At 53.1% G+C, this 17,311-nt stretch carries 16 protein-coding genes; 7 read left to right on the top strand and 9 right to left on the bottom strand.

The features are described 5' to 3' along the window. Position 1: 1 nt before the first annotated feature. Positions 2-2,686 (bottom strand): helicase-related protein, encoded by a 2,685-nt coding sequence (locus ACEW72_RS05845; RefSeq protein WP_373475574.1) that lies wholly within the window; start codon positions 2,684-2,686, stop codon positions 2-4. A gap of 36 nt (positions 2,687-2,722) precedes the next feature. Next, positions 2,723-3,961, bottom strand: coding sequence for an NAD(P)/FAD-dependent oxidoreductase (locus ACEW72_RS05840; protein ID WP_373475444.1), 1,239 nt, complete (start codon positions 3,959-3,961; stop codon positions 2,723-2,725). Between the two features lie 107 nt (positions 3,962-4,068). Between ACEW72_RS05840 and ACEW72_RS05835 the strand changes: the two genes are divergently transcribed. From ACEW72_RS05835 to ACEW72_RS05815, 5 genes are all read left to right on the top strand, one after another. After that, positions 4,069-5,235, top strand: a complete 1,167-nt coding sequence (locus ACEW72_RS05835) for an isovaleryl-CoA dehydrogenase (RefSeq protein WP_373475443.1) — start codon at positions 4,069-4,071, stop codon at positions 5,233-5,235. Beyond that, entirely contained in the window at positions 5,232-5,546 is a 315-nt protein-coding gene (locus ACEW72_RS05830) for a hypothetical protein (RefSeq protein ID WP_373475442.1), read from the top strand. The genes ACEW72_RS05835 and ACEW72_RS05830 overlap by 4 nt, the downstream gene beginning before the upstream one ends. Beyond that, the gene (locus tag ACEW72_RS05825; protein ID WP_373475441.1) at positions 5,543-6,280 is read left to right on the top strand and encodes a gamma-glutamyl-gamma-aminobutyrate hydrolase family protein; all 738 of its coding nucleotides are present in this window, start codon (positions 5,543-5,545) and stop codon (positions 6,278-6,280) included. Before ACEW72_RS05830 ends, ACEW72_RS05825 begins: the two co-directional genes overlap by 4 nt. 172 nt (positions 6,281-6,452) lie before the next feature. Then, positions 6,453-7,841, top strand: coding sequence for an aspartate aminotransferase family protein (locus ACEW72_RS05820; protein ID WP_373475440.1), 1,389 nt, complete (start codon positions 6,453-6,455; stop codon positions 7,839-7,841). A gap of 55 nt (positions 7,842-7,896) precedes the next feature. Continuing rightward, the gene (locus ACEW72_RS05815; RefSeq protein ID WP_373475439.1) at positions 7,897-8,718 is read left to right on the top strand and encodes an FKBP-type peptidyl-prolyl cis-trans isomerase; all 822 of its coding nucleotides are present in this window, start codon (positions 7,897-7,899) and stop codon (positions 8,716-8,718) included. Here the strand turns inward: ACEW72_RS05815 and ACEW72_RS05810 are convergent. The 7 genes from ACEW72_RS05810 to mscL form a co-directional block, all read right to left on the bottom strand. After that, positions 8,715-9,845 (bottom strand): ABC transporter ATP-binding protein, encoded by a 1,131-nt coding sequence (locus ACEW72_RS05810; protein WP_373475438.1) that lies wholly within the window; start codon positions 9,843-9,845, stop codon positions 8,715-8,717. The genes ACEW72_RS05815 and ACEW72_RS05810 overlap by 4 nt on opposite strands. Then, complete coding sequence (locus tag ACEW72_RS05805) at positions 9,845-10,687, bottom strand: ABC transporter permease (protein ID WP_373475437.1); 843 nt, start codon at positions 10,685-10,687, stop codon at positions 9,845-9,847. Before ACEW72_RS05805 ends, ACEW72_RS05810 begins: the two co-directional genes overlap by 1 nt. Then, positions 10,687-11,601 carry an ABC transporter permease gene (locus ACEW72_RS05800; protein WP_373475436.1) on the bottom strand — a complete coding sequence of 305 codons (915 nt, stop codon included), beginning with the start codon at positions 11,599-11,601 and terminating at the stop codon, positions 10,687-10,689. Before ACEW72_RS05800 ends, ACEW72_RS05805 begins: the two co-directional genes overlap by 1 nt. Positions 11,602-11,604: 3 nt before the next feature. Continuing rightward, entirely contained in the window at positions 11,605-12,714 is a 1,110-nt protein-coding gene (locus ACEW72_RS05795) for a PotD/PotF family extracellular solute-binding protein (RefSeq protein WP_373475435.1), read from the bottom strand. Between the two features lie 146 nt (positions 12,715-12,860). Next, the gene (locus tag ACEW72_RS05790; RefSeq protein ID WP_373475434.1) at positions 12,861-14,066 is read right to left on the bottom strand and encodes a serine hydrolase domain-containing protein; all 1,206 of its coding nucleotides are present in this window, start codon (positions 14,064-14,066) and stop codon (positions 12,861-12,863) included. Between the two features lie 24 nt (positions 14,067-14,090). Continuing rightward, positions 14,091-15,344, bottom strand: a complete 1,254-nt coding sequence (locus tag ACEW72_RS05785; protein WP_373475433.1) for a class I SAM-dependent methyltransferase — start codon at positions 15,342-15,344, stop codon at positions 14,091-14,093. Positions 15,345-15,399: 55 nt separating this feature from the next. Further along, positions 15,400-15,816, bottom strand: a complete 417-nt coding sequence (gene mscL / locus ACEW72_RS05780; protein WP_373475432.1) for a large conductance mechanosensitive channel protein MscL — start codon at positions 15,814-15,816, stop codon at positions 15,400-15,402. A 139-nt stretch (positions 15,817-15,955) separates the two neighbouring features. Between mscL and ACEW72_RS05775 the strand changes: the two genes are divergently transcribed. Both ACEW72_RS05775 and ACEW72_RS05770 read left to right on the top strand, forming a co-directional pair. Beyond that, entirely contained in the window at positions 15,956-16,564 is a 609-nt protein-coding gene (locus ACEW72_RS05775; protein ID WP_373475431.1) for a LemA family protein, read from the top strand. Positions 16,565-16,587: 23 nt separating this feature from the next. After that, positions 16,588-17,311: YgcG family protein (locus ACEW72_RS05770; protein WP_373475430.1), on the top strand; the 724-nt coding region annotated here is incomplete at its 3' end.

Here is a 17,311-nt window from a genome sequence, read left to right as displayed (position 1 = left end):
ATTATGACAGTTTCAGTCCCTTCAACGCCGCCAATTGCAACGCCAACGCAGAAGGAGGTGCGACTTCTTTCGGCTTATCCGCTTTACGATCAGATATGCCGCCTGTCTTGGCTTTGGACTGAGGCCTTGCACGATCAGGCTTTGCGCGATGCCTAACTTGCTCCGGTGGGCGGGGTTTGGGAAGGCCAATCCAGCGCCAATGTGTAAGGTGCACAGGTTGTGCAACCAAATCGGGTCCTGCCGGAACATTTTCCTCACTTAACGAAGCGCATTCTGTGCTGGAGCTTTCTACTTCCGAATTAATATCAATTCTTTCGGCAGGCGCGTCCGCGGACCGAAATCCGGCATCACGCATTAACGCTTTCAAACCGGCATCGCTCAGGCCCAAAGAAGTCGCAAAGGCCATATCCAAACTAAAAACATTGACCTGCCCACGTGCTTCATGCGCCTTTTTTATGACCCGTTCAGCAAGATCGATACGGACATATTCGTCGCCAATTCGGCGAAAACCTGCATTGCGCGCTTCACCGGGATGGGCGAATTTCCATTCTTTCAAATGGACCGCGCTTTCCGGGGGAAGTTTGGTCATTGGCCTGCCATCCCGAGCGGCAAACAGAGCAGCTCGCCACTTTGCAGCGGCCGGTTTCAATGCAGCATGGTGGTAGATATCAAGAGCCCCGAAAACGATACCGCCCTTTCGCGCTGCACCGCGCGCTTCTTTAGGTAATGCGGCGATGGCTTCGGCGAGATAGTGTCGACCTGCAATACCGCCGGCCTCCGCTAATTGTACAGCGAGAGCCCTCACATTGCCGTCGACATCGGCCTGTTGCGCCAGTTCTTGCAAACCGACGATACCGCCCATCGCTTTCGCCAATTGCCCCTCTATCCAGTTTTCAACCCTTCCAGAAATCTCCCGCAAGGCATCGCTTTCAAGCCCGGACACAGCTTTGACCGGTTCAAACACAGGTTGCATAAGGCTGCGTCCCTTGACCAAAAAGCCAAGCAATTCGTCTTTCCAGTAAATGGCAGGCTTTCCATCTGCGTCCGCGCAGAGTGCTAGTTCACTCTCCTCTGCCATTCCTACTTCCCTTGCTTTTTGCCGTAAATATCCCGCCAGATGCCGTTCCGCCGCTGCCAATAATAGCTTACGGTCACCCGCTTTCGTTTTGGGATCAACCCGAAACGTGAAGCCCTGTAAAGTTCCAATGTCCTCGCCATCGACAAAAACCCGACCATCTGTGTCAATTTCTACCGGGAAGAGTCCGCCGTCACCAGCATTTTTACGCAGCAACATCGACGTCCTTTTATCGACGAATCTTTGTCGCAAGGCATCGTGCAAGGCATCCGAAAGTTTTTCTTCCAAGCCACGTGCGCGGTCGGCCATTGCAGTTGGGTTGGCCAGCCAGTCTGCGCGATGCGCGATATAAGTCCATGTCCGAACACCGGCGATACGTGCCGACAAAGTGTCAACATCGCCCTGTATACTTTCCAGCCTTGCCAGTTCGTTCATATAGAATGACTGTGGAAGAACCCGCTCACCTTGCCCTAAATGTTGCCATAAGGATGCAACGAAGCGGCTATGATGTTCTTCACCCATTTGGCGAAAATCCGGAAGGCTTGCGACCTCCCAAAGCCGCGCCACATCGACTGGATAGCGGACCAAAGCGATCACTTCGTGCATTTCCGCCAACCGCTTCAAAACCGCAAGGTCAATCGCTTTTGGCGCAGGCAAAAGACCGGGACGGTGAGGTTTAGTCTCCAGCCCGGCTATCAGAGATGCGACGGAGTCAAGCGCAGGCTCCGCTTCACGCCAATAGAGCCAGTCAAGATTCGGAAAATTATGGTTTTCTATGGCCAACACTTCTTCTGGCGAGAACTCGCTGCCTTCACCCGCCAATGTCCCGAAACTTCCGTCGCGTTGATGTCGGCCGGCGCGCCCTGCAATCTGGGCCATTTCAGAAATCGTTAAACGTCGACGACGCATTCCGTCAAATTTGGACAGACCCGCAAAAGCGACGTGCGCCACATCAAGGTTCAAACCCATGCCGATGGCGTCGGTAGCAACCAAATAATCGACCTCGCCTGATTGGAACATGGCAACTTGGGCATTGCGCGTGCGCGGACTAAGCGCCCCCATGACGACCGCTGCCCCGCCGCGCAAACGGCGCAAAGTTTCTGCAACAGCATAAACCTGTTCAATCGAAAAAGCGACAATTGCAGAACGCTTGGGAAGACGGGACAGCTTTTTTGCTCCGGCATAACTTAGCGTGGAAAAACGAGGACGCGAAGTTATCTCTGCTTCGGGCAATAAGCTTCGGATGAGGGGACGGAGACTTTCCGATCCCAATATCATGGTTTCTTCACGCCCGCGCGTGTGCAGAATTCTGTCCGTAAAAATATGCCCACGTTCGGGGTCTGCACCTAATTGCCCCTCGTCTATCGCAACAAAGGCAAAATCTTTTTGAATCGGCATGGATTCTACGGTGCAGCAATACCACCGCGCCTGCGGTGGCTCGATCCGCTCTTCTCCGGTTATCAGGGCGACTTGATGCACGCCTTTGATTGCAACGATGCGGTCATATATCTCCCGCGCTAATAATCGCAGGGGAAAACCCATCATGCCACTGGAATAAGCACACATCCTTTCGACGGCCAGATGGGTCTTGCCGGTATTTGTGGGGCCCAAAATAGCCGTAAGAGAAACGCGATCTTTGGACAAATTTCAGACGCTGGACGAACCTGCTACCAATTCTTTCAAGATAACTGACGTGTCGGCCAATTGTTCAGCCGTAAAGCGCATTCGACCGGTAACCAACGATTTCCCCTGGACATAATCCTTGGTCGTATTCACGCAATCAAGCGCGATGACGCCTCCGCTTTTTTGATAAATTATCGAAAAACTGCGATCTTTGGGGTCTCCGCGAACGACATAAGAGTCATACCCTACTGATAGGCCCACTGTTTGTAGGCGTAAATCATATTGGTTCGACCAAAACCACGGTACAGCGTGATAAGAGGTCATCTCGCCAACGATACTCTTGGCAACGGCATTGGCCATGTCATTGGCATTTTGCACGGATTCGACCCGCATCACCGCACCGTCTGCAAAGCTGTTGGCATGTGCCGCGCAGTCGCCGATAGCAAAAACATCAGTAAGCGATGTGCGGCAAAATTCGTCAACGTCGACTCCCGCACCACCTGATGCCCCCGCGTTCAAAAGTGGGGCCACCGCCGGTATAATGCCTATACCTACGATCACCATTTGCGCCGCAATACGCTCTCCATCTTCAAGAAGTACACCGTCGACATGAAGATCGCCCGTCAATGCTGTAACCGTAACGCCCAACCGCACATCCACGCCATGCGCGCGATGCTCTGCTTCAAAAAAGCGCGACAGTTCCTCGCCGGCCACCCGCGCCAGAACTCGATCCAGCGCCTCAAGAATAACCACCTGCTTCCCCATTTTGCGTAAGACCGCAGCAGCCTCCAGTCCGATGTAGCCTCCACCGATAATCGCAACGGTTGAAACATCATCCAATTCAGAAATCATTCCATCAACGTCGGATTTGTTTCGCACGACATGGACGCCGGGTAATTGCGCCCCTTCACACAGTAATCTGCGCGGGGAACCGCCCGTGGCCCAGATCAGCTTATTATACCCTAGAGTTTCACCATCCAAAGTTGTCACATTGTGCGCGGCTGGATCCACAGTTTCGACGCGTTTGCCCAGTCTCACTTCAACAGAACGCTCGGACCAAAAGGCAGGTGGCCGTAACAATATCCTTTCAAATGCCTTGTCTCCGGCAAAATAATCTTTCGATAAAGGGGGGCGTTCATAGGGATATTCCAGTTCATCACTGAATATTGCTATACTGCCCTCAAATTTTGCTTGCCGCAGCGCAATGGCAGCCTGCGCGCCGCTATGACCGCCCCCAACAATCAGAACGTCATAATGTTGCATTTGAACGCACCCTTTTACCGCATTTTGTCAATAAACGGTAGGCAGATGGCATTGATAATACCAGCCCTAAGCTTGCGAGTTTGGCAAATAGATGGCAGTACGGGTGCATGACATCCCATATGAACCTAGATTTTGCACTCGGTGAAAACGCCGAGATGATCCGCGACACCACCCAGCGATTTGCGAATGATAAAATTGCTCCGCTTGCGGCCAGAATAGATGCCGAAGACTGGTTCCCGCGCGACCAACTGTGGACCGCGATGGGCGATCTTGGGCTGCATGGCCTCACCGTCGAGGAAGAAGATGGCGGCCTTGGCCTCGGCTATCTGGAACATGTCGTTGCTGTCGAAGAAGTAAGCCGCGCGTCTGCATCAATTGGCTTGTCCTATGGCGCGCATTCCAACCTATGCGTCAATCAAATCCGGCGTTGGGCATCGCCAGAACAAAAGGCAAAATATCTTCCCAAGCTGATTTCCGGTGAACATGTCGGAAGCTTGGCTATGTCAGAAGCCGGCGCCGGGTCAGACGTTGTTTCGATGAAATTAAAAGCCGATGCCGTTCAGGGCGGATATGTTCTGAACGGAACCAAATTCTGGATCACCAATGCGCCTTATGCCGATACGTTGGTCGTCTATGCCAAAACTTCACCTGAAGCTGGCTCGCGCGGCATAACCGCGTTTCTGATTGAAAAGGATATGGAAGGCTTTTCGATCGGTCAGAAGATTGATAAAATGGGCATGCGCGGTTCACCAACAGCCGAACTGGTCTTCAACGATTGCTTTGTCAGCGAAGGGCAGATTATCGGACCACTCCATGGCGGCGTTGGTGTTTTAATGTCCGGGCTGGATTATGAACGTGTGGTCCTAGCAGGGCTGCAGCTTGGTATAATGCAAGCGTGTCTGGATGTTGTTCTACCCTTCGTACGTGAGCGAAAGCAGTTCGGTAAGCCGATTGGGGCATTTCAATTGATGCAAGGGAAAGTCGCCGACATGTATGTCGCGCTTAACTCAGCCCGCGCCTATACCTACGCCGTCGCTCGTGCGTGTGACTCGGGACAGACGACACGGTTCGATGCCGCAGGAGTTATTCTGCTCGCATCGGAAAATGCGGTAAAAGTCGCGGGCGAAGCCATTCAGGCTCTAGGCGGCGCAGGCTACACAAAAGATTGGCCAGTTGAACGGCTATTCCGTGACGCAAAGTTGCTCGATATTGGTGCAGGCACAAATGAAATCCGGCGAATGTTGATCGGGCGCGAACTCATCGGAGCGGCATGAACGGCCCCATCGAATGGATCGCAGCAATCGGCACAATTTTAGCAGCTTCATTGGTGGCGGCAGACTACAGTCGTCGGGTTACAGGTGCAGGCTTTCTTCTTTTTGCGTTCGTGTCGTGCTTGTGGGTATATTCGGGATTTACCGCGAAAGATGGCCTGCCACTTGCGATACAAAATGCAGTGTTACTGCTGATCAATCTATTTGGTGTCTGGCAGTTTCTAATCAGCCGGAAGAAGAAAATGGAAATTAAGAAGGCCGAAGAATTAGCTGATCAAGCCAAAAAGGAAGTGGCGGAGGAAGCCCGCCAATGAATGCCCGGCCTATATTAGGTATTATCGCTTGCAACCGGATTGTGGGAACGGAGACGGCACAGGCCGTTATGGATCGTTATATCCGTGCGGCTATGATTTATGCCGATGTCGCTGCGCTCATCGTACCTTCATTGCCGGACTTAATGTCCGCTGCTGAAGTTGCCCCTAGGTTGGACGGTATCTTATTGACCGGCAGCCCGTCCAATGTCGCAACCCGTCGGTACAACGAAGATGGTGGCGAAGGTCCCTTTGACGACTCCCGTGACGAAATCGCTTTATCGATGGTCGATCGCATGATTGATGCACAGAAACCTGTCTTCGGAATCTGCCGGGGTTTTCAGGAAATCAATGTAGCTTTGGGTGGAACATTAAGGCGCGACACAAGTGCAAGCGACGATCTTATTCGCCATCATGCCCCGGATGATGTCAGTTTCGATGCGATGTTCAGCCACCGTCATCCTGTCGAAATTGTCGACGGCGGTTTGCTTGCCGATGCCTTTTCAAAAACAAGCCTGAATGTAAATTCGGTCCACTATCAAGGTATCGGAAGATTGGCCGACGGCTTGTTGATAGAAGCCCGCGCGCCCGATGGTTTGATCGAAGCCTATAGCGCCCGACCCAACGGGGCGCCCTTACTGGCCGTGCAGTGGCATCCTGAATGGGGCACTGAAAATGACCCGGATTCGCAAACCTATTTTCACCTGCTCGGAAAGGCGTTAAGAGGGGAATTATGAACTTTTGTGTGACACGTTATAACCGCTACCAGGCCCGGATAGGCTTTTCACCCTGATATCCTTTTGAATCACGCAGGAACCGGTGACGCGCAGAATTTTCGTCTTCAGCATCTACCGTGAAATTTCAGCGCACTCTTTGCACCCGTGCAAACCCATTTCAAAGGATAGAATTATGCCCCGCAATTACGACATCGCCGAACTTCGTCGCCTCGACATCGCCCATCATCTACCAGCGCAAGCCGATTGGCAGGAAATCGAAGATCTAGGCGGCAGCCGGATCATCACCCATGCCGACGGATGTTACATCCATGACGGGGACGGCAATCGCATTTTGGATGGTATGGCGGGTCTGTGGTGTGTCAGTGTCGGTTATGGCCGCGATGAACTGGCTGATGTCGCGCGCGAACAGATGCTGGAGCTGCCATATTATAACAGCTTTTTCAAAACCGCGAATCCGCCTGCGGTGATGTTGGCTGACAAGATCGCCAGCCTGACCGGTGGTCGCCTACCTCATGTGTTTTTTAACAGCTCTGGTTCCGAAGCGAATGACACCATCTTACGCATGGTGCGCCATTATTGGCAAGTGAAGGGCGAAAGCAGCCGGACAATCTTCATTAGTCGGCACAATGCCTATCATGGTTCGACTGTTGCTGGCGTAAGCATGGGCGGCATGAAGGCGATGCATGGACAGGGCTTCCCTGCCCCCGGCATCTTGCCCCTCGCAGGGATAGAGCATGTTCGCCAGCCTTATTGGTATAATGAGGGCCGCGATATGACTCCCGAGGATTTCGGTACAGCTTGCGCTCAGGCTATCGAAGACAAAATTCTCGAAGTCGGACCCGAAAATGTGGCCGCCTTTATTGGTGAACCCGTGCAAGGTGCAGGCGGCGTAATCATTCCTCCCGCCAATTACTGGCCGCAGGTCGAAGCCATCTGTCGTAAATATGGTATCCTGCTGGTTTGTGACGAGGTCATTTGCGGCTTTGGCCGGACCGGTAATATGTGGGGTCATGAAACAGTTGGCGTTAAACCTGATATCATCGCAATGGCGAAGGGTCTTTCGTCAGGTTACTTGCCTATTTCTGCTGTAGCGGTCAGTGCCGAAATTATCGCGGTTATGAAAACCGGGGGAGATTTCGTGCATGGATATACCTATTCCGGTCATCCCGTTGCATCCGCAGTCGCTTTGCGGAACATCGAAATTATAGAACGCGAAGGATTGGTGGAACGGACGCGCAGCGAAACTGGACCATATCTGGCAAAGGCTCTCGCGACCTTGAACGACCATCCACTGGTTGGCGAGGCGCGTTCCGTCGGGCTGCTTGGCGCAGTTGAGATTGTAGCGGACAAAACGACAGGTGCCCGCTTTGGCGGATCGGAGGGAACCGCAGGACCATTGGTGCGCGACATCTGTATCCGCAACGGCTTAATGGTTCGCGGCATTCGCGACAGCATTGTCATGTGCCCGCCACTTATCATCTCTACGAGCCAAATTGACGATCTTGTCGGCATAATTTCGAAATCGCTGGATGAAGCGGAACCGAAATTAAGGGCGATCTGACCGTTTCCGGAATAATGTTCCGGATGAAATAGACCCAAATATACCGCGAGATCACATGACCCATATTTCTATAAAACGTGCAACAATTGCACTCATATTGACACCCGGCCTGGTTTTAGGGGCGGCACCTGTCGCTGCGGCCACCCCAGACGGCGCCAAAGCCAAGCCACCGGTCCTCACATGCAACATCACTACGCCTGAAGGATTATCCTATTCTGTCATTAAAGCCGGAAAGGGCGAAAAGCCCGGGGCGGATGCCAAAGTAAAGGTCAATTACAAAGGTATGCTGACATCTGACGGCAGTATGTTTGATTCCGGCGAGAGCACTGAATTCAAGGTCGGGGCCGTTATTCCCGGCTTTGCCCAGGGCCTGCAACTGATGCAACCCGGCAGCAGCTTCCGTTTCTGCATTCCTTCCAAACTCGGATATGGTGCAAACGGTTCCGGGCCGATTCCTGCCAACGCTGATTTGGTATTTGAAGTTGACCTTTTGTCGTTCACTTTACCGCAGCCAAAACCGGTTATACCTGTCGCAGAGCGCACTTGTGACAAGACCACCGAGTCCGGTTTACGCTACTTTGTCATTCAATCAGGAACAGGAAAAACTCCCACCACGTCCGATATGGCTTTGGTCGATTTTGCGACATTCGATGCAAAAACAGGCGTCACACAGGATCAACGCGAATGGGAAAAGATTACATTGGCGCAAGCTACGCCCGTATTCGTCGAAGCATTGAAATTGATGAAAGGTGGATCAAGCTACACCTTCTGCATACCACAGCCAAAAACCGAAGTGGCGAAAGATGTGTCGACACCAGAAATCAACATTAAATTAAATTTGATCGATGTGCGGCCTGCACCGGAATTGGATTTCTAGCTCAAGAGGACGACCGGGCTGTCGGCGCGCCAGTGCATGCTGACTTTGTCTTCCCAGGTGAAATCTTCCTGATCATGGCGGGACAGGTTAGGCCGCGATACGCGGATAATCTGCCCGCCTTCGAGCTGGATTTCGTAAAGCGTAATATCTCCCAGATAACTCATGCCCTTGATGGTGCCGCGGGCGAGGTTATGTTCGTCGGGCGCATCTTGTGCAGCAGCGCGTATGGCGTTTCCTTCTCCGGGAACGTGGAGATAGATTTTCTCGGGCCGTAATGCGACCCAAACGTCAGCCCCATGTGGGCCGGTGACGCCGTGATTGAGATAGACTTTGCCCAAGCCCGGGCAATCAACCGCAGCCTTGTCCGGTTCGTCCAATGTCAATTTGCCTTCAAAAATATTCACTGACCCTACAAAGTCCGCGACGAAGCGGTTGGCGGGATATTCATAGAGGTCGGATGGTCCGGCCAGTTGCGCGACCTCACCTTTATTGATGACCGCTACGCGGCTGGCCATCGACAGGGCTTCGTCTTGGTCATGGGTTACGGTGACGAAAGTAATCCCGACCTTGTCCTGCAAGTCCGAAAGTTCAAATTGCATCTGCGCGCGTAGCTTTGCATCAAGCGCCGAAAGCGGTTCATCAAGCAGCAAAACCTTCGGCCGCATGACGAGGCTGCGGGCCAAGGCCACACGTTGCCGCTGTCCACCCGACATTTGGTCAGGCATCCTGTCCTCGAAACCGCCCAGCTTCACCAGCTCCAGCGCCTCTGCCACGCGGTCCCGGATTTCGCCCTTGCCAACACCGGCAATGCGCAGGCCATAACCCACATTGTCAGTAACATTCATGTGGGGAAAAACGGCGTAGCTTTGGAACACCATGTTGACCGGCCGCTTATTCGGCGGGACAAGACTCATATCCTGACCGTCGATGATGATCTGCCCTTCGGTCGGCATTTCAAAACCGGCGATCATACGCAACAAGGTTGTCTTACCGCAACCGGAGGGGCCGAGCAGCACGAAAAATTCTCCGGCCAGAATGTCGAGGCTGATGTTATCAACTGCTGTGACCTTGCCAAAGCGTTTGGATACGTTGCGGATCTGAATGATAGGCTGTTTTGTTTCGGTCATTAGTGAGTCTCCGCAATACCCTTCACCCCTTGCAACTTCAGCGCAATGAAGGTGAGGATGACGGTCAAAAGTATGAGCAAAGTCGAGGCGGCGTTTACTTCGGGAGTGACTGAAAAGCGCACCATGGAATAGACCTTAACCGGGAACGTGATGGTATCGGGGCCGCTGGTGAAAAATGTAATTACAAAATCGTCGAGACTGAGCGTGAAGGCCAGCAACGCCCCAGCTACAAGGCCCGGTCTGATATGCGGCAAGAGGACGTCGCGAAACGCTTGCCACTCAGTGGCACCCAAATCCTTCGCTGCCTCTTCCTCTTCTTTGTTAAAACTGGCCAGCCGCGCGCGCACAACCATAGCTACGAACGGAAAGCAGAATGTGATGTGGGCAATGGTAATTGCCGACAGATTAAGTGGCCAAATGAGGTCGGTTGGCCAATCGACCTTTGCGAAGAAGATGAGGAACGCGACGCCAAGGCAAATTTCCGGCACGATAATCGGCAGCGACATTGTGCCCTCTAGGAGGCCCTTGAACGGAAAGCGGAACCGCCAGAGCATGACGGCGGCTAAAGCCCCGATAACGAGGCTAACGATCGTTGCCAGAAAAGCGATCGTCAGCGAATTTACAAGCGCTTCAACCAGACTGTCGTTGTTAAGCGCTTTCTCATAATATTTAAGCGTGAAACCTTTCCAGACGACATTGCGCTTGCTGTCGTTAAAGCTGAAAACCATCAACACGAGCAAGGGTGCATATAGGAAAAGCATCGTCAACCCGACCCAGCTACGCATCCATAATTTGCGGGTATATTCAAGCGGCGCAATAGGTGCAGAGCGGAACAGAGCCATCAGCGCACCTCCTTCGTCTTGTTCGCTTTCATCGATTGCAAGGCAATCAGGATGAACATGGCGTAGATTAGCAGGAACGACAGCGCCGCGCCAAAAGGCCAGTCATTTGCGCGTTTGAATTGCCGTTCAATGACATTCGCGATCATCTGGCTATCGGTACCACCCATAAGATCGGGCGTCAGATACGCCCCAAGCGCGGGGATGAGTGTAATCATGACCCCCGCGACAATGCCAGGCGCGGCAAGCGGCACGACAATCTGCATGAATGTCTTGAAATGCCCTGCCCCAAGGTCAAGGCTAGCCTCGATCAGGCTTTTGTCCATCCGGTCGAGCGCAGAATAGAGGGGCAGCACCATGAATGGCAAATGCACATAGACCAGCCCCAACACGACAGCGAAATTGTTATAGAGCAACTGCACTGGTGTCCACGCTTCCAACGGTTGCATTCCAACCAAAGTCCGCAACCAACTGGCACTCTCCCAAAGCCCGCCCAACCCTTTGTTTATATAACCGTTGGTGCCCATCAACGCCATCCATGCATAGGTACGGATCAGCAAATTGGTCCAGAACGGCAACATGATGCCAAGTAACAGCCAAGGCCGCCATTTTGGAGCGGCAAAGGTTATGGCCATTGCGACGGGAAATCCGATAATCAGGCAAATGAGTGTGGTAAGGGCCGCAACCGCAAGGCTTTTGAGAAAAATCGAAAGATACAACCATTCGATGGCGCGTTTATAATTATCCAACGTTCCTGAAATATCGATGTCGGCAGGTCCTGCATTCTCGCCAAAACTGTACAGCCAGACGATGGCCATGGGCGCCACAAAGAATAAGGCGAGCCAGAACACCGGCACCGACGCAATCGCGGCAAACGGCTTCTTCTGGCTTTTCCAGTCTTGCAACGCCCCCGACACCGTTTAAGCCGCCCGTATACGCGTAAATGCCTCCTCGTATTTCGGCTGAAGCTCAGGATTGAACTTCGCATATTCGCACATCGCCAGCACATCGGCGGGTGGGAATATCACGGTGTTGTTTTTATATTCCTCCGGCATCAACGCCTTGGCGGCGTCGTTGGGCGTGGGATAGAGGATGGTTTCGGTGATTTTTTTACCAGCCTCGGCATCGAGCAGATAGTTGATAAATGCATGGGCGTTCTTCGGGTGCGGCGCACCTTTGGGAATGCACAGATTGTCCGAGTTAAGTTGACTACCCTCTTTGGGGATGATGAAGCCGATGTCGGAATCCTCAACCATCGCCTGCGCGATATCGCCATTATATTCCAGCACCAGATCGACTTCGCCCTTCAGCAGCAAATCCTGACCATTGTCTTCATGGAAGGATTTGATGTTCGGCTTTTGCTTTATCATCATGGCCTCGATGGTCTTCAAATCGTCATCAGTAAGACCGTTGACCGACTTGCCCATATATTTGCCGTAAAGCCGGAACATATCCCCTGCTTCGGACAAGACTGCGATACGGCCTTTATATTCATCGCTATCGAACAAGACTTTCCAGCTATCAGGGGTGCCGTTCACCTTTGACTTGCGGTAGCCTATACCGAGCGCCAGCCAGGTGTAAGGCATCGAATATTTTCGCGCCGGATCATAAGGAACATCCTGATAATCTTTCGCCACATTTTTGAAATTAGGGATCTGCGCCTGATCCAGCGGCATTAGCATATCTGCGGCCGCCATCCGCTCAACAAAATCATTGGACGGGACGATGACATCATATCCCTGATTACCAGCGCGCAGTTTTGCGAACAATTCGTCATTGCTGGCGAACAACGTCATGTTCACATCAACGCCTGAACTGTCCTTATAATCTTCCAAAGTGGTCTCACCAATATAAGTGTCCCAGTTATAAAAGTTCAGCTTTGCCTCTTCGCCATTGGCCAGTTTCTTGGCTTCCTTTTCACCACACCCGGCAAGTGCACCGGTTAAGCTGAACCCGACGGCAGCTACGCCCATGCCTTTTAACATTGCGCGACGATTATTGCCTGCTTGCAAAAATGTTTTAAAATCCATCTTTTTTCTCCGGCTGACCCACTTGATTTAATTAACTATGCTGGACCAAATTCAGCTTTAGGAAAAGCCTTTTTTTCCGCCCCTTGCAAGCGGCATGGCGCTGTAATTTTATTACATTCCCTCACAATAAAATATGATTGAGAACCTTATTTAGGCGGAACAATATTGGCGGTTTCGGCGTCGATTGCAGCTTGGACAGACCTATAGAAAGCCTCGCGCTGTTGCCCCACTTTATCATCGGTTGCTTTCGGCCAGTTGCTGTTGGACGCGATCACAAGCTTTCGTTTGGGGTCGATAAATATGCCCTGTCCAAAAATGCCCTGCGCCGCATAGCTGCCGTCATCATATGTCCACCATTGAAAGCCATAACCCTTTCCGGGATCTCCAATGCTAGCCTGTTTGGTTGTCGCAGCCGCGATCCAGTCATCGGGCAAAATCGATTTGCCTTTCACGGCAGCACCACCCAGCATGAATTGCCCGAAACGCGCGAAATCGCGGACCGATGCCTGAACGCAGCAGCCGCTAATTTCATGCCCTGTTGCCCCAAGCAGCCAAGTAGCGTCTTGCTCCATCCCAAATGGCACCCAGACTTTTTCAGATAGATATTCGGACAGTTTTTTGCCGGTTGCCGAACTGACCAGCACCCCGATCAAATTGGTTTCACCGGTCTTGTAAACCCACTTGGATCCTGCCGGAGCTTCCCTAGGCAACGTCCGCATATAACTGACTGTTACATCCATGCCATCTTTGGCCTTATGCTGGTTGAACAGCGCAACATCCGATTTGGGGTCGGCGTAATCTTCATTCCATTTTACGCCTGACGTCATGGTCAACAATTGGCGGATGGTAACATCATCATAGGCCGAACCCTTAAGGTCCGGAATATACGCGGAAACCTTGTCCTCAATGCTTTTGATATAGCCATCCTTGATAGCCGCCCCGACAAGCGTCGAAGTAAAGGATTTAGCGACTGAAAAACTAGTCCATTTGCCATCGCCAGAAAAGCCGAGGCCGTATTTTTCATACCGGATTTTGCCGTCGTGAACAATTACCAGCCCAGCCGTGCGCTGCGCCTTCATATAAGCGTCGACGTCTGTGCCGATTTTAATGGGGGTGCCTTTTGGAAGAGCGTAAACATCATCGCCAGATTCGATGATATTGGATTTGGCGAGAATGGGTAGCCGGTCCAAAGTCCGAAATGCAGCGTCGCGTTGGGCGGTGTTCCAGAACAGCACATTGGCGTCGGTAGGAAGGCTGGACACCAGCGCTTTTATATCGTCATCTGTTGTGGCCCAAAATCCCCCCGCTGCACCACCAATTACCAGAATTATTGCCAAAATCAGCTTTTTCATCGCACCCCGACCCCTCTTTTCACATTACTGCTTCACCAATGTCACTTGTGCAACATTGATGCCTCCACCCCGAAATCCGCCCTCACAATACATCAGATAATAGCGCCACAGGGAAATGAATTTTTCATCGAAGCCGCTGGGTAAGCTTCCCTGCTCCACCGCTGCATCAAAACGGGTGCGCCACCGTTTGAGCGTTTCGGCATAATGGAGCCCGAAGTCGTGCTGATCCCGCCATTCCAGACCATTTGCGTGTGCTATTGCACGAAACCTGCTTTCGGACAGCAACATGCCACCGGGAAAGATATAGTGCTGGATGAAGTCAGTGCCAAGGGCATAGGCATCGAATACATCGTCTTCGATCCGAATGTACTGGATGGCTGCACGGCCACCGGGTTTCAAGCAGCGGGACAGGGTTGCAAGATAGTCGGGCCAGTATCTCTGCCCCACCGCTTCGACCATCTCGACACTGGCAATGGCATCGTATTTTCCGGTGACATCCCGGTAGTCTTTTGACTCGGCTGAAGCTTGGGGGGCCATTTTAAGCCGGGCGTCGGTGTAGGATTTCTGGGTTGCGGAAAGGGTAATCCCGTGATATTTAACACCTTGTTTTTGAACAGCTATTTCCGCCAAACTACCCCATCCGCAGCCGATTTCGAGCAGCGAATCCCCCGCTTTTAGCTCCAAACGCGCCAGCAGCGTTTCGATCTTGCGCGCCTGTGCCTCTTCAAGGCTTTCTTCCGCACATATCGGCTCGGCAAACAGCGCGCTGGAATAGGTCATGCTGCGGTCCAGCCATGCCGCGTAAAAGTCGTTTCCGAGGTCATAATGGAACTCGACATTCCGGCGCGCGCCGCTGCGGCTGTTGGCGCGCAACCTGTGCACTATCTTGCCGATATATTTGGCCAGCCCGGATGACCGCCCGACATTGCCCAGCTTGACCCTGTTCCGCATAAACAGGTCGAATATCAGAACCGGATCTGGGCTGCTCCACTCGCCGGCCGCCCATGCTTCGTACCAGCCGATCGACCCGCCGCGCACCAGCCGAAACAGAGCATTCCAATGGTGGATAGTGATCTGCGCCGCCGGCCCCGGACCACGCCCCCCAACAATCCGCACCGAACCGTCGGGCAACACGCCCTCGACTGAGCCAAAGTCAAACCCGTCGTCGATACGGTCGACAATCCTGTCAAACCCGCGCGCGAAAAGGCCACCAGTGAAGGCCCGCAACCCAGTGTTGCGGGTCAAATGGCGGCCTCTTTTTGCATCGGGAGCATTCATGCCCGCGCCTATGCTACAGGCCGGACGGCTTTGCAATTACTCCGCACCAGAGTGTTTATTTCTTGCGCAATTCGTCCCGGATTTCGGTGAGCAAATCGACATCGGTAGGCCCAGTCGCAGCCGCAGGTGGCGGCATGGCTTTGTTTGCCTGACGCACGATCATGAAAATGACAAAGGCCAAGATAATGAAGTTGATCAACGCGGTTATAAAGCTGCCATAAGCGAACACATTGGCACCCGCCGCCTTTGCCGCGACCAATGACATGCCTGTGGTGATTTTTTCGGCCCCGCCCAACACGATATATTTGCTGCTGAAATCAACTCCGCCGCCGGTTGCCAGCGATATTAGCGGCATGACCAGATCGTCCGTCATCGATGTCACAATTTTGCCAAAAGCTGCGCCGATAATCACCCCGACCGCGAGATCGAGTACATTACCGCGGGCTATAAAAGCCTTGAATTCACCTAACATGTAAACACTCCCATTTTTGAATAACCCCGCGCCGAATTGTCATATTTCGCAAAGAAACGATAGCGGTCATTGCGTAAAATCTTCACGCGCCTTATATGAGTAATACACAGGGTAGTTGCCCCTTAGAGGAGTTCTATTGATGCGTACCAATTATGCGAAATTTCTTTTGGTTCCGGTCGTGGCAGCATCGCTCGCCGGGTGCGGTATCAACAGCGTCCCCACCGCAGAAGAAGGCGCCAAGGCCAAATGGGCCGATGTTCAGGCCGCGTTTCAGGAACGCTCCAATTTGATTCCAAACCTCGCCAATATCGTCAAGGGCGCCGCAGCGCAGGAAAACAAGACGCTGACCGAGGTTATCGAAGCGCGCGCCAAAGCCACCGCGCCGAACATTCAGGTCAATGATAGCGATTTGAGCGATCCCGCCAAAATGGCGGCGTTCCAGTCCGCCCAGAACCAATTGTCGGGCAGCCTCGCGCGCCTGTTGGTATCGGTCGAGCAATATCCGACACTGAAAAGCCAGGAAGGCTATCTGAAGCTGCAGGACCAGTTGGAAGGCCAGGAAAACCGCGTCCGTATTACCTTGCGCGATTATAATGAAGCGGTGCGGGTATATAATACGACGATCCGCACTTTCCCCGACATCATCGGTGCCAAGATCATCCACGGCGCAAAGCCGATGGTTCCCTATCAGGCGACCACGCCGGGCGCGGACACAGCGCCCAAGCTTGATATGGCCCCCACCAGCTAAATTCCGATATTCAGGAAACACAAATGAAAAAGGCCATCGGCCTTCTCGTCGCGGTGCTACTGGTCCTCACCGGCCAGTCGGCGCTCGCGCAGACATTCCCCAAATTGACCGGCCGTGTGGTTGATCAGGCCAATCTGCTTGATCCGGCGCAAGAGGCCGCGCTCATCGCAAAGCTGGAAGGTCTGGAAACCCGCACCAACCGGCAATTGGTGGTGGCCACGCTGGCCAGCCTCGAAGGTTATGAGATATCGGACTATGGCTACCGCCTCGGCCGAAGCTGGGCCATTGGTCAGGATGGTAAGGGCGAAAGCGAGAAGGACAATGGCGCGATTTTGATCGTCGCGCCGAATGAGCGCAAAATGCGGATCGAGGTCGGCTATGGCCTTGAACCTGTTTTGACCGACGGGTTGTCCTCAACGATCATCCGCAACGACATCACCCCCCGCTTTAAGGATGGCGACTTTGCCGGCGGCATTAACGCTGGTGTCGACCGCATCGTCACGCAACTGGAACTGCCCGCAGACGAGGCGGCCAAGGTTGCCGCCGAAGCGCAGAAGAACCAGAAGGACGATGAAGGTTTTCCCCTAGGCGCGCTGATATTCCTCGGGTTCCTGTTCTTCTTTGTCCTGCTGCCGATGATGCAAAGCATGAAAGGCGGCGGTCGCAAGCACCGGCGCGGCGGCGTTGGTCCCGTGATCTTATGGGGTGGCGGCGACTGGGGCGGCGACTGGGGCGGCGACTGGGGCG

This window comes from Sphingorhabdus sp. (genome assembly GCF_041737645.1).
In the GTDB taxonomy this organism is placed as follows: domain Bacteria; phylum Pseudomonadota; class Alphaproteobacteria; order Sphingomonadales; family Sphingomonadaceae; genus Sphingorhabdus_B.
This window is presented reverse-complemented; position numbering and strand designations above follow the sequence as displayed.

Bases quoted from the DNA above. Each gene is read 5' to 3' on its own strand.
- ACEW72_RS05840 (WP_373475444.1), bottom strand. From the start codon at position 3,961: ATGCAACATTATGACGTTCTGATTGTTGGGGGCGGTCATAGCGGCGCG.
- ACEW72_RS05835 (WP_373475443.1), top strand. From the start codon at position 4,069: ATGACATCCCATATGAACCTAGATTTTGCACTCGGTGAAAACGCCGAG.
- ACEW72_RS05830 (WP_373475442.1), top strand. From the start codon at position 5,232: ATGAACGGCCCCATCGAATGGATCGCAGCAATCGGCACAATTTTAGCA.
- ACEW72_RS05825 (WP_373475441.1), top strand. From the start codon at position 5,543: ATGAATGCCCGGCCTATATTAGGTATTATCGCTTGCAACCGGATTGTG.
- ACEW72_RS05820 (WP_373475440.1), top strand. From the start codon at position 6,453: ATGCCCCGCAATTACGACATCGCCGAACTTCGTCGCCTCGACATCGCC.
- ACEW72_RS05815 (WP_373475439.1), top strand. From the start codon at position 7,897: ATGACCCATATTTCTATAAAACGTGCAACAATTGCACTCATATTGACA.
- ACEW72_RS05810 (WP_373475438.1), bottom strand. From the start codon at position 9,845: ATGACCGAAACAAAACAGCCTATCATTCAGATCCGCAACGTATCCAAA.
- ACEW72_RS05805 (WP_373475437.1), bottom strand. From the start codon at position 10,687: ATGGCTCTGTTCCGCTCTGCACCTATTGCGCCGCTTGAATATACCCGC.
- ACEW72_RS05795 (WP_373475435.1), bottom strand. From the start codon at position 12,714: ATGGATTTTAAAACATTTTTGCAAGCAGGCAATAATCGTCGCGCAATG.
- ACEW72_RS05790 (WP_373475434.1), bottom strand. From the start codon at position 14,066: ATGAAAAAGCTGATTTTGGCAATAATTCTGGTAATTGGTGGTGCAGCG.
- ACEW72_RS05785 (WP_373475433.1), bottom strand. From the start codon at position 15,344: ATGAATGCTCCCGATGCAAAAAGAGGCCGCCATTTGACCCGCAACACT.
- mscL (WP_373475432.1), bottom strand. From the start codon at position 15,816: ATGTTAGGTGAATTCAAGGCTTTTATAGCCCGCGGTAATGTACTCGAT.
- ACEW72_RS05775 (WP_373475431.1), top strand. From the start codon at position 15,956: ATGCGTACCAATTATGCGAAATTTCTTTTGGTTCCGGTCGTGGCAGCA.